General features: G+C 60.1%; 15 protein-coding genes. 14 read left to right on the forward strand and 1 reads right to left on the reverse strand.

The window, feature by feature from the left end:
- The first annotated feature begins 218 nt into the window (after positions 1-218).
- From dnaK to ACVWNW_RS05465, 5 genes are all read left to right on the forward strand, one after another.
- Complete coding sequence (gene dnaK, locus ACVWNW_RS05445; protein ID WP_261252821.1) at positions 219-2,117, forward strand: molecular chaperone DnaK; 1,899 nt, start codon at positions 219-221, stop codon at positions 2,115-2,117.
- Position 2,118: 1 nt separating this feature from the next.
- Positions 2,119-2,844: a nucleotide exchange factor GrpE gene (grpE, locus tag ACVWNW_RS05450; protein ID WP_454481546.1), complete on the forward strand. Its 726-nt coding sequence runs from the start codon at positions 2,119-2,121 to the stop codon at positions 2,842-2,844.
- A gap of 148 nt (positions 2,845-2,992) precedes the next feature.
- A complete protein-coding gene (locus tag ACVWNW_RS05455; protein ID WP_144178253.1) occupies positions 2,993-3,997 on the forward strand; it encodes a DnaJ C-terminal domain-containing protein in 1,005 nt (334 codons plus the stop codon).
- A 52-nt stretch (positions 3,998-4,049) separates the two neighbouring features.
- The gene (locus tag ACVWNW_RS05460; RefSeq protein WP_110424916.1) at positions 4,050-4,580 is read left to right on the forward strand and encodes a heat shock protein transcriptional repressor HspR; all 531 of its coding nucleotides are present in this window, start codon (positions 4,050-4,052) and stop codon (positions 4,578-4,580) included.
- A 202-nt stretch (positions 4,581-4,782) separates the two neighbouring features.
- The gene (locus ACVWNW_RS05465) at positions 4,783-6,477 is read left to right on the forward strand and encodes a DEAD/DEAH box helicase (RefSeq protein WP_454483397.1); all 1,695 of its coding nucleotides are present in this window, start codon (positions 4,783-4,785) and stop codon (positions 6,475-6,477) included.
- A 57-nt stretch (positions 6,478-6,534) separates the two neighbouring features.
- On the opposite strand, the gene ACVWNW_RS05470 is transcribed toward ACVWNW_RS05465, so the two are convergent.
- Positions 6,535-7,647: a LacI family DNA-binding transcriptional regulator gene (locus tag ACVWNW_RS05470; protein WP_046322252.1), complete on the reverse strand. Its 1,113-nt coding sequence runs from the start codon at positions 7,645-7,647 to the stop codon at positions 6,535-6,537.
- 333 nt (positions 7,648-7,980) lie between these two features.
- On the opposite strand from ACVWNW_RS05470, the gene ACVWNW_RS05475 reads away from it, so the two are divergent.
- The 9 genes from ACVWNW_RS05475 (at position 7,981) to ACVWNW_RS05515 (ending at position 22,559) form a co-directional block, all read left to right on the forward strand.
- Entirely contained in the window at positions 7,981-9,627 is a 1,647-nt protein-coding gene (locus tag ACVWNW_RS05475) for an ABC transporter substrate-binding protein (RefSeq protein ID WP_454481549.1), read from the forward strand.
- A gap of 132 nt (positions 9,628-9,759) precedes the next feature.
- The gene (locus tag ACVWNW_RS05480; RefSeq protein WP_454481551.1) at positions 9,760-10,740 is read left to right on the forward strand and encodes an ABC transporter permease; all 981 of its coding nucleotides are present in this window, start codon (positions 9,760-9,762) and stop codon (positions 10,738-10,740) included.
- 5 nt (positions 10,741-10,745) lie between these two features.
- Positions 10,746-11,714: an ABC transporter permease gene (locus tag ACVWNW_RS05485; protein ID WP_454481553.1), complete on the forward strand. Its 969-nt coding sequence runs from the start codon at positions 10,746-10,748 to the stop codon at positions 11,712-11,714.
- On the forward strand, positions 11,711-13,381 hold the full coding sequence (locus ACVWNW_RS05490; RefSeq protein WP_261252807.1) for an ABC transporter ATP-binding protein: 1,671 nt from the start codon (positions 11,711-11,713) through the stop codon (positions 13,379-13,381). The genes ACVWNW_RS05485 and ACVWNW_RS05490 overlap by 4 nt, the downstream gene beginning before the upstream one ends.
- 24 nt (positions 13,382-13,405) lie before the next feature.
- Positions 13,406-14,299 (forward strand): alpha/beta fold hydrolase, encoded by an 894-nt coding sequence (locus ACVWNW_RS05495; RefSeq protein WP_052733233.1) that lies wholly within the window; start codon positions 13,406-13,408, stop codon positions 14,297-14,299.
- Between the two features lie 42 nt (positions 14,300-14,341).
- Positions 14,342-18,058: a hypothetical protein gene (locus tag ACVWNW_RS05500; RefSeq protein ID WP_461196337.1), complete on the forward strand. Its 3,717-nt coding sequence runs from the start codon at positions 14,342-14,344 to the stop codon at positions 18,056-18,058.
- A 1,416-nt stretch (positions 18,059-19,474) separates the two neighbouring features.
- On the forward strand, positions 19,475-20,683 hold the full coding sequence (locus ACVWNW_RS05505; protein WP_232350600.1) for an extracellular solute-binding protein: 1,209 nt from the start codon (positions 19,475-19,477) through the stop codon (positions 20,681-20,683).
- A gap of 3 nt (positions 20,684-20,686) precedes the next feature.
- Positions 20,687-21,607, forward strand: a complete 921-nt coding sequence (locus ACVWNW_RS05510) for a carbohydrate ABC transporter permease (RefSeq protein WP_198191602.1) — start codon at positions 20,687-20,689, stop codon at positions 21,605-21,607.
- A 16-nt stretch (positions 21,608-21,623) separates the two neighbouring features.
- Entirely contained in the window at positions 21,624-22,559 is a 936-nt protein-coding gene (locus ACVWNW_RS05515) for a carbohydrate ABC transporter permease (protein WP_454481559.1), read from the forward strand.
- Positions 22,560-22,667 lie beyond the last annotated feature (108 nt).

Raw genomic sequence — 22,667 nt, forward strand, 5'->3', positions numbered from 1 at the left:
TTCGGGCATCCTCCTGATGAATTTGTGCCATGACGGGAATAATATTTGCCTCGGGAAGTTGAGTGATGTAGGCTCAAGTTTCGGAGTGGTCATGATGGCTGCTTGCCCGGGCCGACGGGAGCCGGCCATCGGGACCACGAACGAAGCGCGAGCGGAGAACGTGAACGACGAGGTGCGGGGTCAGGCCCTACGCCCAATTTCATCAGGAGGTAACGAGTATGGCACGTGCAGTTGGCATCGATCTGGGAACCACCAATTCCTGCATTGCAACCCTAGAGGGCGGCGAGCCCACCGTAATCGTCAATGCTGAGGGCGCGCGGACCACGCCGTCGGTGGTGGCATTCAGCAAGTCCGGCGAGATTCTGGTCGGCGAGGTGGCCAAGCGTCAGGCCGTCACTAATGTGGACCGGACCATCAGCTCGGTCAAGCGCCACATGGGCACCGACTGGTCCGTCGAGATCGACGGCAAGAAGTGGACCCCTCAGGAGATTTCGGCCCAGATCCTTATGAAGCTCAAGAGGGACGCCGAGTCCTACCTGGGCGAACCGGTCACTGACGCGGTCATCACCTGCCCTGCATACTTCAACGATGCCCAGCGTCAGGCCACCAAGGATGCCGGCAAGATCGCCGGTCTGAACGTCCTGCGCATCATCAACGAGCCCACTGCCGCGGCTCTGGCCTACGGCTTGGAGAAGGGCAAGGAGGATGAGCGCATCCTGGTCTTCGATCTGGGCGGCGGCACCTTCGATGTCTCCCTGCTGGAGATCGGCAAGGATGACGACGGCTTCTCCACCATCCAGGTTCAGGCCACCAACGGCGACAACAAGCTGGGCGGCGACGACTGGGATCAGAAGATCATCGACTGGCTGGTCACTGAGGTCAAGAACAAGTACAACGTGGATCTGTCCAAGGACAAGATCGCCCTGCAGCGGCTCAAGGAGGCCGCCGAGCAGGCCAAGAAGGAGCTGAGCTCTTCCTCGTCCACCAGCATCTCCATGCAGTACCTGGCTATGACCCCCGACGGGACCCCAGTCCACCTGGACGAGACCCTGACCCGCGCGCACTTCGAAGAGATGACCTCCGACCTGCTGGGCCGCTGCCGTACGCCGTTCAACAACGTGCTGCACGATGCCGGCATTTCGGTTCAGGACATCGACCATGTGGTGCTGGTCGGCGGCTCCACCCGTATGCCCGCTGTCAAGGACCTAGTCAAGGAACTGACCGGCGGCAAGGAAGCCAACCAGACCGTCAACCCCGATGAGGTCGTGGCTGTCGGCGCTGCCGTGCAGTCCGGCGTCATCAAGGGCGACCGCAAGGACGTGCTGCTGATCGACGTGACCCCGCTCTCCCTGGGCATCGAGACCAAGGGCGGCATCATGACCAAGCTGATCGACCGTAACACCGCCATCCCCACCAAGCGGTCCGAGGTCTTCTCGACTGCTGAGGACAACCAGCCCTCCGTGCTGATCCAGGTCTATCAGGGTGAGCGTGAGTTCGCCCGTGACAACAAGCCTCTGGGGACCTTCGAGCTGACGGGCATCGCTCCGGCTCCGCGCGGCGTTCCTCAGATCGAGGTCACCTTCGACATCGATGCCAACGGTATTGTGCATGTCTCCGCCAAGGATAAGGGCACCGGCAAAGAGCAGTCCATGACCATCACCGGCGGTTCCGCCCTGCCCAAGGACGAGATCGATCGCATGGTCAAGGAGGCCGAGGCCCACGAGGCCGAGGACAAGCAGCGTCGTGAGGATGCCGACACCCGCAATGCCGCCGAGTCCGCCGCCTACCAGACCGAGAAGCTGGTCAACGACAACAAGGACAAGATCTCCGACGAGGTGGCCAAGGAGGTCACCGACAAGGTCAACGCTCTGAAAGAGGCTCTGAAGGGCGAGGACATGGACAAGATCAAGAATGCTCAGAGCGAGCTGATGACCTCCGCCCAGAAGATCGGCCAGGCCCTCTACGCCCAGCAGGGCTCCGGGGATGCTGCAGGCGCCCAGAGCGCTGCAGGTGCCGCCGGTGCTGCCTCGGGTGCGGGCTCCTCCTCGTCCGCCGATGACGACGTGGTGGATGCCGAGGTCGTGGATGACGACGACAAGAAGAAGGACGGCGAGTGACATGTCGGCCTTCGACAAGGATGATGCCGGGCCGCTGAAGGGCGACCCGGCCGCCGCCGGCGAACCGGACGGAAACGAGGCCAAGGCCTCTGACGCCGCCTCGACGGCCGGTCAGGAAGCGGCTCGTGGACGTCACGCCGACAAGACCGCTGCGGACGAGGGCCAGGCGGCCAGCCAGTCCTCGTCGGATTCCTCCGCCAAGGACGCGTCGTCAGCAGATGCTCAGGCTGATGACAAGGCTGGGTCTGACTCGGCTAAGGAAGACGGTGCCGACAAGGGATCAGGGGGACTGACCCCTCTGGGCCAGGCCAAGAAGGAGGCCGCCGATTATCTGGAGGCCCTCCAGCGTGAGCGGGCCGAGTTCGTCAACTTCCGCAACCGCGCCAAGAAGGAGCAGGACATCTTCCGCCAGCATGGCATCGTGGATGTGTTGACCGCCCTTCTCCCGGCCCTTGATGACATTGACCGGATCAAGGAGCACGGGCAGATGGACGACTCCTTCCAGGCTGTGGCCAAGAAGATCGACAAGACCTTCGAGAAGTTCGGTGTCGAGAAGTTCGGTGAAAAAGGCGAGGACTTCGACCCCACCAAGCATGAGGCCATCCTGCACAAGCCGGACCCCGATGCCAAGAAAGAGACCGTTGACACGGTGGTTGAGGCAGGCTATCGGATTGGCGACCGGGTGATCCGGGCCGCAAGGGTAGTGGTGACATCGCCCGGGCAGTAGCAGGGACGGTGATTGCGGACCTTCCGCAGGCTGAATCGACGCCTTCGCATGCGGCGGCTGGGTGGGGTTATGATCCCGCCCGCCGCCGCACGCGAAAGGGCGGATTCCAATTCGATATATTCGTAGCTTATGAGGAAAGGAGACATGGATGGCTGAGAATGAATGGCTGAGCAAGGACTATTACAAGGTCCTTGGTGTCTCCAAGGACGCCAGCGAAGCGGAGATCACCAAGGCCTACCGCAAGCTTGCCCGCAAATACCATCCCGATCTCAATAAGACCAAGGAGGCCGAGGAGAAGTTCAAGGACATCTCCGAGGCCTACGACGTGCTCAGCAACAAGGAGCAGCGTCAGAAGTACGATGCCATCCGCCAGTTCGGCATGGGGGGAGCCCGGTTCGCCGGGGGCTCCGGCCAGGGCGGATTCAACACCGATGCATTCTCGGACATCTTCGGCTCCATGTTCGGCGGGGCCGGGGCGCCGGGAGGAACCCGCATCCGTTTCGGCGATGGTTCCGGACAGCCCGACTTTGCTGACATCTTTTCCTCCTTCGGCGGGGGTGCCGGCGGTGGCGGTCGGACCGCTTACCAGGAGAGCAGGCTCAGGCCTGTCAAGGGAGAGGATCGCAACTCGAAAATTGGGCTGTCCTTCCGTCAGGCAGTCAAAGGGGCCACGGTCTCCCTGAGCGTGGGAGGCAAGCGCTTCAAGACGCATATCCCCGCCGGGGTGCGCAACGGTCAGCGGATCAGGCTGGCTGGCAAGGGTCGGCCTGGCAGGGACGGGGGCGCCAATGGCGACCTCTACTTGCAGATCAGCGTCCAGCCCAGCCAACGGTTCACCATGAAGGACAGGGATTTGGTCATGATCCTGCCGGTGACGGTAGCTGAGGCGGCCCTGGGGGCCAAGGTCCAGGCCCGGGACATCGATGACCAGATCGTCACCTTCAAGATTCCGGCTGGCTCCTCCAGCGGCGACGAGATTCGCATCGCCGGCAAGGGGGTTCAGGACCGGCGCGGCAAGGGCGACCTGGTGGGGCGCCTTGAGATCCGCATGCCCGGTCGGCTCGGCATGGCCCAGAAGAAGGCCATGCGCGACTTTGCCAAGGCAAGCGGTGACTTCGACGAGCAGATCGCCGGGGAGCGCATGAAGATATGAAGATCCGGATGCCGGATCAAGTCGGAACGAGCAGCGGAAAGGAGTGATGATCATGGTCAGGGTGGATCCCGAGACCAGGCGGATTTATCTGGCCTGCGCTCGCGGTCTGGTGGCCGGGCACATCAGCCTGGATGCTGCTGACGATGCTGGTTTGGACATCGAGCTGCCGGTCTTCAGTGTTGGCCAGGTCGGGCAGTTGGCCAACATCCATCCGCAGACCCTGCGCCAATATGACAGGCTGGGTCTGATTGTGCCGGAACGGACCGAGGGGGGTGCGCGCCGATACTCCCTGCGGGATCTGGACCGGCTGGGCCAGGCCCAGCATCTGAGCCAGGACGAGTCCATCAACCTGGCCGGGGTGACCAGGATCCTGGCCTTGGCCGAGGAGAATCGCCAGCTGAGGCGCCAGCTGCGCCGCTCCCACCAGTCACAGGGATCCAGCATGTTCGCAGCCGCTGCCGACGGCCGGGTCGTCGAAGTCAGGCGTTCCAGCAGGGCCCGGCTCTGGCGGCAGGACACAACGCATGACGAGGCCGACCCCACGGAGTCCAAATCGCTGATCGTCTGGAGCGTACGCTCCTGAGATGGGTGAGGGGCCTGTGCTATCGTATACAGGTTGGCCGCTCGCCCAAGAGCTGCGGCTGATCGTCGCCTGATTGCTTTGAGTACGGGGAAACCGCTTGCGCGAAATTCGTCATTCTCTGCTTTGCACGCGGCCTGCGAACTGTCGACCGACAGCACCGTTTTCTTCCCTGTTGTGAAAGGTCATTGTGACTGCTTCATCCATGCCCGATTCCAATTCGTCCAATTCCGGCCAATCTGCCGTAGAACCTATGACTTTCGACCAGCTGGGGGTACCTGAGCTCTTGGTCCGAGTCCTGCGCAAGGACGGCAAGACCAGCGCCTTCCCCATCCAACGGGACACCCTGCCTGATGCCCTGGCTGGCCGTGACATCCTGGGACGGGGGCGGACCGGTTCCGGCAAGACCCTGGCCTTCAGCATTCCTCTGGTGGCTCGACTGGCTGCTGGCGAGGGAGGACAGGCCCGCCATGGTCGCGGGGGCGCCGCCGGATCCGGCAGTCTGCCCCGCCCGCGTGGTCTTGTCTTGGCTCCCACCCGCGAGCTGGCCAATCAGATCGACGAGGTTCTCAACCCCCTGGCCCAGGCCTGCGGCATGCGGACCTGCACAGTCTACGGAGGTGTTGGCCAGGGTCGTCAGGTCGATGCCCTTCGGCGCGGGGCCAAGATTGTGGTGGCCTGCCCGGGTCGCTTGGAGGATCTGCTCCGCCAGCGCAAGCTCAGTCTGGAGGACGTGGAGATCGCCGTGCTGGACGAGGCTGATGAGATGGCCGACATGGGCTTCTTGCCCGCTGTGGAGCGGATTCTGGCCCAGGTTCGTCCGGGCGGTCAGCGCATGCTCTTCTCGGCCACCCTGGATCATGGTGTGGATGCCGTGGTCAAGCGTTTCCTCAAGGATCCCAAGATTCACGAGGTGGATTCGGCCACCCAGCATGTGGATCTGATGACCCACCACATCTTCGAGACGACGCAGGCCGCCAAGCACGACCTGGTCCGCACGCTTGCCGCAGGGCAGGGCAAGAGGATCCTATTCACCAGGACCAAGTTCCAAGCCAAGAAGCTGGCCAAGAATCTGATTGACAACGGCATCCCTGCCGTCCAGTTGCACGGCAACCTCTCCCAGGGGCAGAGGGATCGGAACCTCAAGGCCTTCTCGGAAGGTCTGGTCCGGGTCATGGTGGCCACCGATGTGGCGGCCAGGGGTATGGATGTCAGTGGGGTGGATTTGGTGGTTCAGGTTGACCCCCCGGCCGACTACAAGTCTTTCCTCCACCGTTCCGGGCGCACGGCAAGGGCTGGCCACTCCGGCGACGTGGTGACGGTCGTCCTGCCTGATCAGCGGCGAGACACACGACGGATGCTGCGTATGGCCCATATAGATGCCAAGCCGGTCGGGGTCACGGCCAACTCCCAGGAGGTGGGTGATCTTGTGGGACCTCACGCCCCCCTGGTTGAGGGCTGGTCCTTGGAGGCCGCCATGGCTGGAAGCCGAGGATCACAGGACGGCAAGCAGACCGGTTCTCGTGGCCGTCGATCCGGTGGGCCCGCCCGCGGGAGACGGGGATACAAGCGGTTCGACAGGCGGCCGAGGGATTCTGGCCGGGGATCTGATGGTGATGGGAGGAATCCCCACCGCAAGTGGGCTGATGGGCTAGATGAGGATCGCCCCTTCGACGGGCGTAGGCGGCACAGCTATGCCGACTCCAATCATGCCGCCCAAGCCGGTGGTCACCGAGGCAGAGGCAATCGTGGCCGTGCAGGCGGAGCTCGTGGGCGGGGTCGCCACGATGGCGGTCGTTTCGACGATGGCGGTCGCACTTACCGCAGCGGTGATCACAGGCACAGCGGAGGCAGGCGGAGGCGGCACAATAATCCCTTCCGCCAGGTTAAGTCACGCTGATTGCTCCCGCTGAGAGGATATACCTGTCGAATTCACTGACCGATCAGACCGCATGGGTCAGATCATGGTCCCCTCGCAGCTCTCCCGGAGTTGGACCTTCACGGGGAGCTCAGTGGAAATAGGCGGATCCTCCGGCGAGCCCAGGCGCCTGACCAGGGTGGAGACGGCGGCCCGGCCCAGATCGACCATGGGCTGGCGGACCGTGGTCAAGCGAGGCTGGGAGACGGCGGCCTCCTTGATTCCGTCGAACCCGGTGACGATGACCTGGTCGGGAACGCTTATACCCGCATCTGACAGGGCTCTCAGGACCCCAAGCGCCATCTGGTCGTTGGCACACACCAGAGCTTGGGGGAGCGTACCCTGCCTGGCCAGGCTGGTGGCAATCTGGTAGGCGACAGATTGGGAGAATTGTCCCCTGTAGATTGGTGAGGCCGAGGGTTCCAGCCCCTCTGATCTCAGACCCTCACAGAACCCTTCGTATCGTTTTCCATTGTCTGGAGAATCATCCGTCCCCGCTATGTAAGCCATTCGTCGTACCTGGTGTTTCTCGAAAAGGTGCCTGACCAGGGTGTACATGCCTTTGCGGTTGCTCACGCGGACCAGGTCGAATTCGCTTTCCTGGCTGATCGTGGCATTGGCAATTATGACCACGGGCAGGCGTTTGCGCAGGAAGGCCAGGACGTTGTCAGGTACGGACCTTGCCAGGACAATCAGGCCGTCCACCTTTTCTGACATGCTGTTGATCAGCTGGGGGATGTCGCCATCTTTCCCCTTCAAGCCGATGCTGACCATGAGGCTGAGGCCCTGCCGCCAGGATTCCAGTTCGCACCCCCTCAAGACCTCGTCGAAGTAGAGGGAATCAGAATTGTTCTCCTGGGCGTGGGGTGGGTCGACGACTATGTCGGCGGCATCCTCAGTGACCAGTTCGAAGTCGCTGATCTGGTCCAGTTGGTCGATGTTGGGCAGGAAGAGGCCTATGGTATTGGTCCGCCGGGCGGCTAGGCTCCGTGCGCTACCGCTTGGGAGGTAGCCCAGGAGGTTTATGGCCTTGAGTACGGTCTGTCTGGTCTCGGGCCTTACCTTCTCCGGAGTGCGTAGGACCCTGGAGACGGTGGCTATGGATACGTCGGCCTCGCGGGCGACATCGTAGACGGTCGGTTTCCTTGCCATCCGCTTTCCCTCTTTCATACATCGCATACAGCATATCATTGAAACGTGTAATTGACCGTGGAATTTGATAGCGCTAACATTTTCCTTTTATCTGGCAATATGGATGACTTTATTAAGTAATCTAAGGAAAGCATACGCTAAAAATCCCATGACAAAAGCAGATTTGCGCATTCAAATGTAAGCGCATACACTAGAAAGTGCGATGGTCGATCCGGTCCGGTCACAGGAAGCCGTGCAGATCCGGGAGCCCACTTGTGCATATACGCGCCGACTGGACTCCGATAGTAGAGGACGGATTTGGCCCGTGAATGTCAATGCGGACAAAGGAGACATATGAGACGGAAAACAGTGGCGGTGAGGATCCTCGCAACACTGGTTGCGGGGGCCACCCTCTTGGGACTGGGGGCGTGCGGAAGTAAGTCCGGAGAAACGCAGCAGGCTGCCGCAGGCAATCAGATCCTCTTCGGCGGTGACAGTGGCAGTCCAACTTTCACCCGTAATTTCAACCCATTTTCAACCAGCAAGAGGATAGGCATCAACTTCATCTACGAACCCCTCGAGGTGGTTAACAGCCTCGATGGGACCTCAACCCCCTTCCTGGCCAGCGGGCACAAGATCGTGGACCCCAAGACGGTCGAGTTCCAGATTCGTGACGGGGTCAAGTGGAGCGACGGCAAGCCATTCTCGGCGCAGGACGTGGTCTTCACCTTCAACCTGGTCAAGAAGGATGCAGCCATGGACTCCCTGGGGGTCTGGCAGCACATCTCCTCCCTTGAGGCCTCAGGCTCCAAGGTGACCTTCCACTTCAAGGACAACGACGTGCCTGCGGTGTCGATCGTCAGCCAGCAGAACATCGTCCCGGAGCACATCTGGAAGGATGTGAAGGACCCCCTCAAGTGGACCAATGAGAACCCCGTCGGGACTGGCCCGTATAAGTTGGGCACCTTCAAGCCCAACCAATACACCCTGGCGAAGAACAAGGACTACTGGCAGGCCGAGAAGGTTGCGGCCGACACTATCGTCCTGCCCGCCTCCAACAAGCAGTTGGACCTGGTCAACAAGAAGTATGACTGGGCCTACTCCTTCATCAACAACGTGGACAAGACCTGGGTGGGCGCTGACAAGCAGCACAACCACTACTGGTTCCCCCCGGGTGGCACAGTCTCCCTTTACCCGAACCTGACCAAGGCCCCCTTCAGCGACGTGAACTTCCGCAAGGGCCTCAGCTATGCCCTTGACCGCGACAAGATCGCCAAGGATGCCGAGGAGGGCTATGTGGACGGTGCCACTCAGACCGGCCTCATCCTGCCCAACCATGACAAGTGGGTCAACGATTCCATTCCCAACAAGGGGAAGGTCTCCCAGGACGAGGCCCAGTCCCTGGAGTACTTCGCCAAGGCCGGCTACAAGAAGCAGGGCGACCAGTTGGTGGACTCCAACGGCAAGCAGCTCGAGGTCAACATCACCGTGCCCAGCGGCTACACCGACTGGCTGCGCGGGGTGCAGACCATGCAGGGCCAGCTGACCAAGCTGGGTATAGCCGTCAAGCTCACCCAGCCCCAGCCCGCCGCATACACACAGGCGCAGAATAATGGCGACTATGACCTCCTGATCTCCTCCTTCGGAGGCACCGGCAGCGTCTTCCAGGATTACAACGGCTTGCTCAACAGTGAGTTCGCGGTTCCTGTGGGTCAGTCGGCCAACGCCAACTTCGAGCGCTACAAGAACCCCAAGGCCGATGAACTCCTGGCCCAGCTCAAGCAGGCGGCCGATGAGAAGTCCCAGAAGGACATAGTCGACCAGCTCCAGCAGATCGTCTACGACGATGTGCCTGTGATCGGTCTCTTCTACGGCGGTCTCTGGGGCCTGTTCAGCACACGGAACTACACGGGTTGGCCCAGTGAGGACGACCCCTACACCTCACCCAGCACCTGGACCCAGTCGGTCCTCATGGTGGTAACCCATATCAAGAAGGCCTGAGAGGCCGGGCCCATAAGGGCAGAAGGGGAGCGGGCTGGTTCGGTGGCGGTCCTGCCGGGCCGTCGGGACAGCCAGTCCCTCCTGGCCTGCCTACTGGGCCGCCCCCGCCCCTGACGGATGAAAGGTCGTCACGTGCGATATTTTTTCGGGAAAATTGGTCTATTCTTCGTTACCCTCTGGGCGGCCATAACCGTCAACTTCATACTGCCCAGGATGATGCCTGGATCACCTGCCGACGCGGCCATAGCCAAATTGTCCCAGAACGGGCCGGTCACTCCTGAGGTCAGGGCTTCCATAGAAGCCCAACTGGGCATGCCCAAGGGCAACCTGCTCAGCCAGTACTGGCAGTATCTGGGGGATGTGGTCCACCTGAACTTTGGCGTCTCGTACAGCAACTTCCCGCAGAACGTATCGGATCTGGTGGGGGCGGCCCTTCCTTGGACCCTGACACTGGTAGGGCTGGTCACGATTATCTCCTTCATCATCGGGACTGCACTCGGGGCTCTCATGGCCTGGAGGCGGGGGACCGCCGTGGACGTGACTGGTACGATCTCCAGCTCCTTCCTCTCGGCCTTCCCTTCCTTCTGGCTGGCCCTCATGCTCCTCTTCTTCCTCGGTTACAAGGCCGGCATCTTCCCGACCTCCGGCGCCTACTCGTCCACCGCGATACCCAACTTCTCGATGGACTTCATATCTGACGCCGTGGAGCACTCCATACTGCCGGCACTGACCATCCTGCTGACCTCCCTGGGCAGCTATGTGATGGGCATGCGCAACACCATGATCAACACATTGGGTGATGACTACGTCACCTTCGCTGAAGCCAACGGCCTGCGTCAGCGGACGGTTATGCTCAAGTACGCGGCCAGGAACGCCCTCCTTCCCAACCTGACCTCCTTCGGTCTGGTGCTGGGCGGCGTGGTCGGCGGTTCCCTACTGGTCGAGCAGGTCTTCAACTATCCGGGGGTCGGCCTCCTCCTCTATCAGGCCGTGACCAACCAGGACTACCCCCTGATGCAGGCTATCTTCCTGATGATCACCATCAGCGTGCTGGTGGCCAACTTCATCGTGGACATTCTTTACGGGGTCCTTGACCCGAGGACGAGGAGGTGAGGACGATGACGAACAGCATCGTCAGCACAGGGATGCAGACTTCCGCCCAGGGGGACGGGGATGACCCTCAAGGGCCGCAGGCCCGTACTGCCAGGGGCCAGAATCCTGTCCTTCGGGCCCTGGAGGTGATAGGCAAGGGGTTCAAGACGGTCTGGGAGGTGCCCAAGGCCAGGTTCGGCCTGGTCCTGTTGGCCCTGATTGTCCTTTCGGCCCTCTTCGCCCCCTGGCTCAGCCCCTATGATCCCAAGGCGGGCGATTTCGAGGCCAGCATCGGACCCAGTGCCCAGCACTGGCTGGGTACCACCAGTAACGGGCAGGACGTCCTCTCCCAACTCCTGTGGGGCGGAAGGGTCTCCGTCATGGTGGCCATGGTCTCCGGCCTCCTATCCACCTGCATAGCCGTGTTGGTGGGCCTGAGCTGGGGCTACATCCGCTCCTTCGCCGGGGAGTTCGTCGGTTTCATCGTCAACCTCTTCCTGGTCATTCCCTCCCTCCCCCTGATGATCATCATTGCCGCCTACCTCCAGAATGGAGGCATGAGCGTGATCATATTGGTTATCGTCCTTACCGGGTGGGCCTGGGGGTCCCGGGTCCTGCGCTCGCAGACCCAGTCCCTGCGTTCCAGGGACTTCGTCACTGCAGCAGCCTTCAGCGGGGACAGTTCTTGGCGGATTATCTTCCATGAGATCTTTCCCAATATGCTCTCCCTGATCATCAACAACTTCTTCGGTGCGGCCACCTCCGGCGCCCTGTCGGAAGCAGGCCTGGAATTCCTGGGCCTGGGCGACTCAACCACGGTCAGCTGGGGCACCATGCTCTACTGGGCCCAGAACAACAATGTGATTCTGACCGGCCAGTGGGCACTCCTGCTGGCGCCCGGTCTCATGGTCGCCCTCCTGGCGGTCTCCATGACCTTCATCAACTTCGGTGTGGACCGCCTGAGCAACCCCCGTCTGCGTGAAGGGAAGGCATGATGGAACTGCTACGTGTCGAGAACCTGTCCGTCGAATATGACAGCCCCGACCAGGAACCGGTCAAGGCAGTCGAGGACGTGAGTTTTTCGCTGGATCAGGGTGAATTCGTGGGCTTGGTCGGGGAGTCGGGGTCGGGCAAGTCCACCCTGGGCTTCGCCGTCACACGACTCTCCAAGCCGCCGGCCCGGATCAGCAAGGGGCGTGTGCTTTTTGGTGGCAAGGACATTACCACCCTCAGCCAGGAGGAGCTTCGTAGGCAGCGGTGCGGCGGATTCGCCATGGTCCTTCAGTCGGGCATGAACGCCTTGAACCCAGTGCGGACCGTCCGCAAGCACTTCGTGGACATCTACAAGGCCCATGGGAATGTGGAGAAGAAGGATTACGAGACCCATTCCAGGCAGCTGGTAGAGAAGGTAGGTCTGCAGGACTCCGTTCTCAACGCCTATCCGGGCGAACTGTCGGGCGGTATGAGGCAAAGAGTCTCCATATCCCTGGCTCTGGCCCTGGAGCCCAAGCTCATGGTGTTTGATGAGCCGACCACCGCTCTAGACGTCCTGGTCCAACACGAGGTGATGGGGACCATCCGAGAGCTGCAGAAACAGGAGGGCTTCACCGCCATCCTGATCAGCCACGACCTCGGTGTGGTCCTCGAGTCCACCCAGAGGGTCCTGGTCATGCACAACGGGCGGATCGTGGAGGATGCACCCAGCGAGCGGATCCTGACCGATCCCCAGGACGACTACACCAAGATGCTCCTCAGCCATTATGGAGACCCCAGAGCCGAACACGTTTCAGTGCCCGGTTTGAAGCCGCGTGATGAGGCCGCCGCCTCCGGCTCGGTTGGCGGAACCCCTCCACAGGCCGACGATGAGGAAGACATGACGGTCACGGTGACCGGCGTCTCCAAAATCTATCCCGCCCGCAAGCGGGGTGAGGATTCAGTGACCGCCGTCAACAATGTCTCCTTCACCCTCTCCCCGGGCCAGTCCTTGGCGCTGGTTGGGGCATCCGGATCCGGCAAGTCCACGATAGCCAAAATGCTCACTGGTGTGGAAAGGCCAACCTCAGGCAACATCACCCTGGGCGGTAGGCGTGTGGATCAGATGAAGCGGCGCAAGGATCTGAGGTCTCTGCGTTCCGACATCCAGATGATCTTCCAGGATCCCTATTCGGCCCTCAACCCCCTCCACACGGTGGAGTACACGCTGACCAGGCCCATCCTCAATTACACGAACCTGAGGGGTGACGATGCCCGCAGGCGGATGTTGGAACTCCTGGACACGGTGGGCTTGACCCCTGTGGAACAGTATGCCGCCAAACTTCCCCACCAGTTGTCGGGAGGGCAGCGTCAGAGGGTGGTCATAGCACGTGCGCTGGCCAGCAACCCCCACGTCCTGGTGGCCGATGAACCGGTCTCCATGCTGGACATGACCCTGAGAGCCGGAATCCTGGCCCTCCTCGACGACTTGAGGGTCCGGTTGAATGTGAGCATGCTCTACATTACCCACGACCTCCTTTCGGCCCGGCTGATCACCGATTCGATCATGGTCCTCAACAAGGGCACGGTGGTGGAGCGGGGGCAGACGGCCCAGGTCCTCCAACATCCAGAGAACGATTACACGATTAAGCTGCTCGACTCCATCCCCAGCCTGCGCACGCAGGCCTGAAGGCAGAAAGCTACAGGAGAGACAATGATATCCCACCATGCCGTGGACAGGGGTGTGCCCTTTGGGGAACTACCCCTGCCGGAAAACATTGAACCCATGGTCATACATGCCCCCGTGGGCGACCTGACCGCCCTCCATGCCCCCAAGGGGGTAAGAGGAGCGCGTGGAGTGGCCATGATGATTCCCGGCTTCACCGGTTCCAAGGAAGACTTCTACCAGATCAGCTCCATCTTGGGAGGGGACGGTTGGGATGTCTGGTCCTACTCGCAGAGGGGGCAGGCAGACTCGGTAGCTCCTCGTGGTAAGACTGCCTACGACAGGCGGGCCACGGCCGGTGACGCCGTGGATGTTGCCCGTATTCTGATCAAGCACACCGGGGCTAAACGGATTCACCTCCTGGGGCACAGCTTCGGTGGGGTGGTTGCCCAGGCGGCCCTTCTGGCCGAACCTGACCTCTTTGCCAGCCTCACCCTCATGTCGTCCGGCCCCCACGGTTGGCCGGGCCGGAAGGCGGACCTGCGTCAGCGGCTCCTGGATCATCCTGGCGGGGACCTGTGGAGGCTGGACAATCCGGACAGGGCCAGCCTGCCGGACGAGGAGCTGAATCCGCAAGACAGATTCCAGCGCCTTCGGGCAGAGCGGACCAGCCGGGACCAGCTCATCGGAGCCATAGACCAGCTGGCCGACCTGCATGACAGGACCGAGCAGCTGGCTGCCACCGGCCTGCCCATGATGGTTTTTCATGGCGAGCACGACGACTTCGCCTGGCCCCAGGACTGGCAGGCAAGGATGGCCCGCCTACTGGGTGCCCGCTATGAGGTGGTTGCGGATGCGGGTCACTGTCCCAACATCGATAGGCCTGAGGAGACGGCGGCCCTCCTGGACGACTTCTGGGCTTCTGCGCAGGATAAACGGTGAATTTCAGCAGGAACAAGCCTATTGGCAACGAAAGCGGAGAAGATGAACACAGGCACTCCACGCAGCAAGTCTCCCGATCAAGGCGCAGGTGACGGTGAAGGAGACGGGGGCCGGATGCGGCGGCCCAAAGGCATGACCGTCGAGAAGGGGGATTTCTCGGCTTCGTTCAACTTCAACGGGGATCTGACACTGATCAATGCAGGAGGCATCCAGATCAATCAGTTCCGGCCCTGCCTACATGACCGTCCCCTGGCCGGTCTCTGGCTCCGCCGCCATCGGGAGGGGCGGATCGACTCCATCCAACTGACCGGATCAGGTTCCCGGGCCTCCTTCGCTCCGGCAGCCGACAGCCCCGTCTGGGAGGGGAGGGATCTGGGTGTCCGCTGGCGGGTTCGACTTGTTCCAAAAGTCATATCTCCTGCGCTTTCCCGCGCTCTTACATCTGGTTATGAAAGCGGCGGGCCTGGTAGGGGAGCGTCATGGACCTGGGAGGTGTCGGTCACGATTGACCAGGGTAACTCAACTGGCGGCAGTAAGAGACAGAAATGGGATGACGTCATCTTGCCCGACGATCTGTGGGACCTGGTTTCCGCCCAGGATCTGGCCCTGGTGGAGCCAGCCATGGCTGCCGGCGCCGAGTCCTACATCTCCCAGTACATTGCCTACCATGTGCAGGACGTGCCCAATTTAGGCAGCGTCCTGTCAGGTCGGCAGACGATGGGTTGTGCCCCTCGGCTCCCCTTGTACGTTACGGGAATCTCACAGGGATGCAGGGCATTCATGACCGACGGTTACGACTTTTACGGGCTTGGTGCCCGTCTGGACGGTCAACCCGCGGCCCTTGGTGATGCCGACTGGGACCGGGGAGGTATAGATCAGTATGAGTTCGCCATGGCCTGCCTCCTCTCCACCAGGGTGCCGTTGACCCAAGGGGGTCTCACCTGGCAGGTGTGGAACACTGCACTGTCCGATTACAGGGGTGACCTGGGGGAGGCCTGCGCCGCCTGCGCAGAAGCCTCTGAAGAAAGTCGGAGTGGGGCAGGCGAGACCGAGGCGGATGGCGGACCATCCATCGGATCCTCTGACACATCACCTGTCTGTCCCGCTGCCACACGGGCTGAGCCAGCAACCTCACTCCTGATCTCTTCCGCACTGTTGAATGGCGACCTCCTGTCTGAGGATGAGTTCAGTCAACTGGGCAGAGGGCCTGTTCGCCAGCCAGAGGCGGACCAGACGGGCCATCTGCTCTCTTACTTCGGAGATGATGCCTGCCATGTGGTAAGCGCTCGCAAGGAACTGGAGGTGGCCCGCTCCCACGGGCAGATTCTCCTGTCCGGCAACCCGGATACCGACCCGTCACGGCCTACCATGGCCGCCACCACTTATGCCGGGGGTGTCTTTGCCTCACAGGTGGTCCTGGGCAACACCAATATGAACCAGCTGATTTCAGTCCAGAAGACCGGTTTGGGCCTCCTGCGCTCGCGAGGGGTCCGCATCCTGGTCCGGGTGGACGGGGCCTGGCGCCTCTTGGGGGTTCCTTCGGTCTACATCATGGATCTGGGCGGATCCCGTTGGGTCTATCGTCTGGGTGATCGGACCCTGACGGTGTCCACCATCGCCCACCTGGACAGGGCCGCCATCGACATCCATCTGGAGACAGATGACCCGATCCGGGCCCTGTTGACAATCAGCCTGGAAGATCCGTCCGCCTGGATTCGGAAGTTCGCTCCTGCCGATGTAACCCGAGAGATGGGGAAATCCATTTCCTTTACCCCTGCACCGGGTAGCCTGGCGGCTGAACGTTGCCCAGGACTGAAATATGTAGTCTCATCGCCCGACGCAAGGGCCGGGGATGATGGCCTCCTTTTCGATCCAGGCGCAGGGGCCCATACCACCGATCCGGCCATGGCCACATTCCTGTCGGACGGAGGCCGTGCCCTGTCCGTCACCATCGCCGGATCCATGGATGGCGGTGCAAGCAAGAAAAGCACGCCTGATGCAGCCCCCGCCGGCTCCGAAAGGGAGCTCCTCCATGCCCATTACCTGGCTATGACCTCCTTCATGCAGGGTCTGCATGTGGCAGGGGAGGGAAGATTTGCCGAATTCAATGATCTTCTGCCCTGGCTGGTGCAGAACGCCTTGGTTCATTTTCTGTCGCCCCACGGGCTGGAACAGTACGGGGGCGCCGCCTGGGGTACACGGGATGTCTGCCAGGGGCCCCTGGAACTGGCCCTGACCTTCGGCCATGCCGACCTGGCCCGGACCATCCTCCTCAAGGTCTTCGCCCACCAGAACCCCGACGGCTCCCTGCCGCAGTGGTTTATGTTCGACCAGTATGCGGACCTCTACCAGCACGATTCCCACGGGGACATCCCAGTCTGGCCCCTGCTGGCGCTGGCTGAGTACGTCGAAGCAGGCGGTAGGTTGGACATCCTGGATGAGCCTGTGGCTTTTTGGCGAGATGATGCCGCTCGCTCCTCCATATCATTCGAATCGGTCGAAACTGGAAGCCCAGTCAATCATGGTGGTCCCTCATCCAGCCTGCCCACGGTATCCGACCACCTGGCTCGGACGCTGGACTATATCCAGTCGCATAGAGTCCCGGACACCGACCTCTTCTGCTATGGCGAGGGGGACTGGGACGACACCCTTCAGCCGGCCCAGGAGTCCATGAAGAGACAGATGGCCTCCACATGGACCATCGCCCTCCTCTACCAGGCTTGCTGCGGATTGCAACCGCTCCTGGAGGCTGCCGGCCGGACCGAACTGGCCTCCCGCTTTGCCGGTGAGGCCGGCAGAATTAAGGCCGACTTCGCCGATAACTTTATCTTCCAAGGAGTCTTGGCCGGATACGTCAACTTCGTTGATGGCCAACCCCGCCCGGTCATACACCCCTCGGATAACAGGACAGGCATACGGTACAGGTTGATTCCCATGACTCGCTCCATCATCGCCGGCCTGCTCACACCTGACCAGGAGGCGGACCATGAGAGAATCATCGAAGACAATCTTCATTATCCGGACGGAGTGAGGCTCATGGACCGCCCAGCCTCCTTCCATGATGGAGTGACCAAGGTCTTCAAGAGGGCCGAACAGGCCGCCAACGTGGGCCGGGAGATTGGTCTGATGTATACGCACGCCCATGTGCGTTACACGGAGGCCCTGGGCTTGCTGGGCAGGACCCGCCTGGGTCAGGAACTCCTAAGAATCAGCCCGGTCGGCCAGTTCCGCCGCCTGACAACCAGCGAGTCCAGGCAGCGCAACTGCTACTTCGCCTCGTCGGACGCCGACTTCCCCGACAGATACACGGCCGCCTCACAATGGTCGAGGCTCAAGGAGGGGGCCAAGGACCCCGTAGGCGTGAGGGGAGGGTGGAGGATCTATTCCTCCGGCCCCGGCATCTACTGCCGACAAGTGGTCCAGCACCTCTTCGGCCTCCAGCTGCACGATGGGCGGGTTGTCTTCGATCCGGTCCTGTCCCAGGAAGATGACGGACTGGAGGTGACCATGACCCTATTCGGCCAGCCGCGTACATTCCGCTACCATGTGGCTGGTGGGTCGGCCACTGGACCAGGAGACAGAGACTCAAAGGGTGCAGGTTCGGATCGTCTATGGGTTGAGGCCGATGGACGCAGGCTTGAGGGCCGAATTCTGGATTTGCCTTACCGCAAGGGCGGGTTGGAAGTGACGCAGGACCAGTTGGCTGGTGCTGCCCATATCAACATCTTCCTCAGAGTCGATGGACAGACTGTACAGTAAGTGCCGACACCCATGTCTGTAACTGTCCACCGGCCCATGTTGACAAGGGAGGTAGCTGGGTGGCCAAGGTTCTGCAACAGGTCATCCGGCGTCCTTTTTTGTCTAAGCGGACAGAATGGGTGTTACGCGCAGAGCAAGAGTCCACGATGTGGCGTAGGAAGCCAGCGCCTCTATCGCCACGATGTCTTGCATCTACTGCCGATCGAGTCACGTAAGGGAATTCACGCGTTTGAAAGGGTTAGAAGTTTCCCAGCGGTTGAATGACATTCCGGGTGTAAGTGCGCGCAGCCTGGCTAGTGGAGGACCGACGTCCTGGGCATCTATTCAAGCGGACCTTTCTGCGTGTATAGGCCTGGCGATGCCGGCAATGCAAGTCCGGGCTGTGAGAAAGGCGGGGATGATATCGATATCTGCTCCCAGACTTTGTATTCCAATGAGATTCTGCGGGGGCCCAACAGGTCTGCTGGGATATGTGTCAGGCTGTGCTCTGCGATAGTTCTATGGTCGATAATAAAACACGATCGATTCTTGATATGGCTGGCCGCATCGATGGTCTGGCACTGTTCGCGTGGGCCGGTGTTACCTCCACTTCATAGGAGCTTCGCATTATGATGCAGACAGCTATGCAGATCCGGAGTTCCCAGGGTTCCCCTTGTTGTACGTCACTGAGATTAACCACAAGTGATTCGGTGAGTTAGTCGATCATCTTATTTCCGTTCATGACGCTCATCGGGTTGAGTTTGTGGGTTCCCTGATTAACCCCGTTATTTCGGAACCGTTCCATGTGGTCCAGGAACGCCTTGCTCGACTGGGCAAGTCTGTTCCGTCAACTCCAATTAATGAAGGCTGTAGTGGTGATCATCCCTTCCGGGTAAACAAAACAATGCTGTTGGTTTGTGATGTACCGGATGCAATCATCTGCGGGATTGACACAACAGCTCTGACCTTGTTTCATTTTCTCAGAGGATTAGGTGCGTGCGTCCTGGATGGTGTAATTGTTACCGGTTCTGACGGTATATACTGGCTGGCCGATTCTCCTAACTATTTGTGACCGCGGTCTAGTTGCCGATGCGGGACATCGGATGTCTGTCCGCTCGGGAACACGCAAAGCGAAGTAGAAAGCCATGGATTGAAGCCATGTCAATCTTGGTTCCTGAAAAGCTAGTTATTTGAGGGAGTTGTGGTTGTGCTCCTTCTGTGATGCACATATCTAACTGCCGTTAGGCTCCCGCGAGTGATTTGACTGGGCAAATCCAGTCGCATAGATTAGCTATGTAATCTAAGCCCTTAGATTACCGTAAATCACTTCAAGGAGGAACGTGATGAGAAGAAGTGCGTCAAGCGCAAGGGCTTTGGCAGGGGTCGTCATCAGCATTGCTACTGTCTTTGGATTCGCCGGTTGCGGAAGGACGAATAATGAAACAACTGCGGGGGGGGGGTGGTGATTCTTCCATAGCCCTTGACAACAAGCCGGCAACTGGTGAGTTGAATTTATGGGGTATTGGCAACGAGGGTGAGAAGTTGCCTGAATTGATTCGGGATTTTGAAAAGGAAAATCCGGATGTCCATGTCAAGGTGACCTCCATTCCATGGACTTCCGCACATGATAAATTTCAAACTGCCATCGCTGCGGGTACGGGTCCTGACTTGGCGCAGCTGGGGAGCACCTGGATGGCTGATTTCGCCAACGGGCTAGCTACGGTTCCCAAGAATCTGGACATGAGTGACCTGGCCAAGGGTGCTGTGGAATCCGGTAAGGTCGCAAAGCGTCAGGTCGGTGTTCCTTGGTATGTAGAAACGCGCGTTATTTATTATCGAACTGACATCGCAAAAAAGGCAGGGTGGGATCATGCACCCGGCAATTGGGATGAACTACGCGCGATGGCCAAGGACATGCAGAAACAAGAGGGCGTCAAATATGGAATCTGGCTGGTTCCCACCGGCCAAGACAGTTTCCTCGCAAGCCTTCCATTCGCTTTCTCCCAGGGTGCTGAACTGACTAATGCCGATGGCAGCAAATGGACGATTGATACACCGGAGATGAAGAAGGCCATTACATACACTAGCAACTTCTTCAAAGACAAGATTGCAAATGTAAACGCAGATGTCAGCCCAGGGGCTGACATGGCTGCATTCGCGGCAGGTACCACTCCGATGAAGCTTGACGGTCCTACCAGTATAGGACAGATTGAACAAATCGGTGGTCCTGATATGAAATCCAAGTTCACCACTGCTCCTCTTCCGAAAGGAGAGAAGGGGAACATCTCATTCTCGGGCGGATGTGGAATGATCGTCTTCAAGACCTCGAAGAACAAGGAAGCTGCCTGGAAGTTGATTCGTTGGCTGAGCAAGCCAGAAGTGCAGGCGAAGTGGTACAAAATCTCGACCGACCTGCCGGCTTCCCAGAAGGCGTGGGATGACCCAGTTCTCAAGAATGACGACAAACTGGCCGCCTTCTCCACACAGTTGAAGAGCATGAAAGCCACACCTTCGGTAACCACATGGCAACAGGTAGGCTCTGCCGGAGACAAAATCATCGAACAGATCAACAGGGGAGCCGTGAGCGTGGATGAAGGCCTGTCCAAGCTCCAGTCTGCAGCTGATGCGGCTGGGATGGGCAAATAAGCTATGAAGCTCTTCCGTAGCTCATCCGATGTCGGCGGTGCTTCCGCCGTCATGCGTCGCCGGCGGACCCTGGTGGCCTGGGGGTTTGCCCTCCCATTCACATTGGTCTTCTGCATTTTTATGCTTCTGCCTCTCCTCTCATCTCTGTTCATGTCCTTCACCGACATGACCTCCAGGGATCTGAGGACGCCGTTCAATGTGAACTTCATGGGGCTGTCACAGTATGTGGCCCTCTTCAAGGATCCGCAGTTCCTGCGATCTCTGAAGATCACCGGTATCTTTGTCCTGGTGGGTCTTCCCCTGACCATGGCCCTGGCCCTCTGTTTTGCCGTGGCCCTCAATAAGGGTTCCCAGCACCTGAACGCCTTCTTCCGGGCCCTCTACTATGCACCGGTGGTGGCCAGCGTGGTTGCCGTATCCGTGGTGTGGCGCTACATCCTTCAGAGGGACGGCTTGCTCAACTCAGCATTGGCCCTTATCGGGGTGCAGGGTCCGGACTGGCTCCACGACACCAGGTACGCCCTACCGGCCCTGATCGTCATGACTACCTGGCGGAACATGGGCACTCTAATGATCATCTTTCTGGCTGGTTTGCAGACCGTGCCAGAGGATGTCAAGGAAGCTGCGGCCATTGATGGGGCCTCCCGGAGGAGGATCTTCTGGAGCATCACCCTCCCCCTGCTCAAGCCCACTCTCCTGCTGGGGGCGGTTCTCCTCTCGGTCACATACTTACAGTTCTTCGAGGAATCTTTCGTGATGACCCAGGGGGGACCGTTGAATTCCACCCTATCGGCCTCCTACTACGTCTATCAGAAGTTCAGTTTCGGTCAGTATGGGATTTCATCGGCGGCCAGCTATGTCCTCTTCGTGATAATCGCCTTGGTCAGCGCCCTGCAATTCAAGGTGTTGAGGTCCGATGACTGAGGAAGGGGAGAGAGCAATGAAAGCACATATGGGAGTGAGAAGCACCGGCTTCCGCTCTTCTTCCACTGCCGGTGCCCTTGATGCCCGCAGGGTCCCATCTCCACTGAGGGAGAACACGCCTACACCCTGGCAGAGGTTCATGAGGGGGAGGGGCCTGTCCTATATGGTTCTAGCAGTGGTGGGCGGTTTCTGGGTCTTCCCATTCATCTGGATGGCGCTGGGCTCGCTAAAGACCCAGCGTGAGATTTTGGTTTCACCGCCCACCTTCCTCCCCGAGAATCCGACCACGGCCAACTACACCAAGTGGTTCAGCGAACTCCATTTCGGTACCTTCTTTGCCAACAGCCTCATCGTGGCCGTGGTGACCGTGCTGGGAAACGTGGTCTTCTGCTCCATGGTTGGGTATGCCCTAGCCAAGATCGACTTCGCCGGCAAGAAGATCCTCTTTGGGGCCGTCATGGTCACCCTGATGGTCCCCAGTGTCTCCACCTTCGTCCCCCTCTTCGTAATCATCGCCAACATGGGGTTGTCTAACTCCTACTTGGCCCTGATCCTCCCCTTCCTGACCCAGCCCATCGGGGTCTTCCTCATGCGGCAGTTTATCTCGGGCATCCCTGACGCCCTCCTTGAGGCCGCGCGGGTGGATGGGGCCGGCGAGCTGAGGATATTCTGGTCCATCGTCCTCCCCCAGTGCGGGCCACCACTGGCCACCCTGAGCATCCTCACCTTCCTGTCTTCCTGGAACAACTTCCTGTGGCCGCTTGTCGCCATGCAGACGGAAGATAAGTACACGCTCCCGGTGGCTCTTTCGCTCTATTCAACCGGTCAGAACGCCACGAATTATGGTGTCCTACTGGCAGGGGCCGTGCTGGTCATCACTCCCATACTTTTGCTCTTCGTTTTTCTGCAGAGGTACTTCATACAGGGAGTGGCCATGACCGGCATCAAGTGAAGGCAGCAGGTGAGGGGACGACCGGCACCCTCGTCTGGAAGATGCAGGCAGGCCGGTTCAATGGGCGACCCTGGGAGGGGCCGCCCACCCAATCCAACAAGGAAGGTA

This window comes from Bifidobacterium sp. JNUCC 75 (assembly GCF_054819865.1).

Coding starts and splice junctions, on each gene's coding strand:
- dnaK (WP_261252821.1), top strand. CDS start 219: ATGGCACGTGCAGTTGGCATCGATCTGGGAACCACCAATTCCTGCATT.
- grpE (WP_454481546.1), top strand. CDS start 2,119: ATGTCGGCCTTCGACAAGGATGATGCCGGGCCGCTGAAGGGCGACCCG.
- ACVWNW_RS05455 (WP_144178253.1), top strand. CDS start 2,993: ATGGCTGAGAATGAATGGCTGAGCAAGGACTATTACAAGGTCCTTGGT.
- ACVWNW_RS05460 (WP_110424916.1), top strand. CDS start 4,050: ATGGTCAGGGTGGATCCCGAGACCAGGCGGATTTATCTGGCCTGCGCT.
- ACVWNW_RS05465 (WP_454483397.1), top strand. CDS start 4,783: ATGCCCGATTCCAATTCGTCCAATTCCGGCCAATCTGCCGTAGAACCT.
- ACVWNW_RS05470 (WP_046322252.1), bottom strand. CDS start 7,647: ATGGCAAGGAAACCGACCGTCTACGATGTCGCCCGCGAGGCCGACGTA.
- ACVWNW_RS05475 (WP_454481549.1), top strand. CDS start 7,981: ATGAGACGGAAAACAGTGGCGGTGAGGATCCTCGCAACACTGGTTGCG.
- ACVWNW_RS05485 (WP_454481553.1), top strand. CDS start 10,746: ATGACGAACAGCATCGTCAGCACAGGGATGCAGACTTCCGCCCAGGGG.
- ACVWNW_RS05490 (WP_261252807.1), top strand. CDS start 11,711: ATGATGGAACTGCTACGTGTCGAGAACCTGTCCGTCGAATATGACAGC.
- ACVWNW_RS05495 (WP_052733233.1), top strand. CDS start 13,406: ATGATATCCCACCATGCCGTGGACAGGGGTGTGCCCTTTGGGGAACTA.
- ACVWNW_RS05500 (WP_461196337.1), top strand. CDS start 14,342: ATGAACACAGGCACTCCACGCAGCAAGTCTCCCGATCAAGGCGCAGGT.
- ACVWNW_RS05505 (WP_232350600.1), top strand. CDS start 19,475: ATGAAACAACTGCGGGGGGGGGGTGGTGATTCTTCCATAGCCCTTGAC.
- ACVWNW_RS05510 (WP_198191602.1), top strand. CDS start 20,687: ATGAAGCTCTTCCGTAGCTCATCCGATGTCGGCGGTGCTTCCGCCGTC.
- ACVWNW_RS05515 (WP_454481559.1), top strand. CDS start 21,624: ATGAAAGCACATATGGGAGTGAGAAGCACCGGCTTCCGCTCTTCTTCC.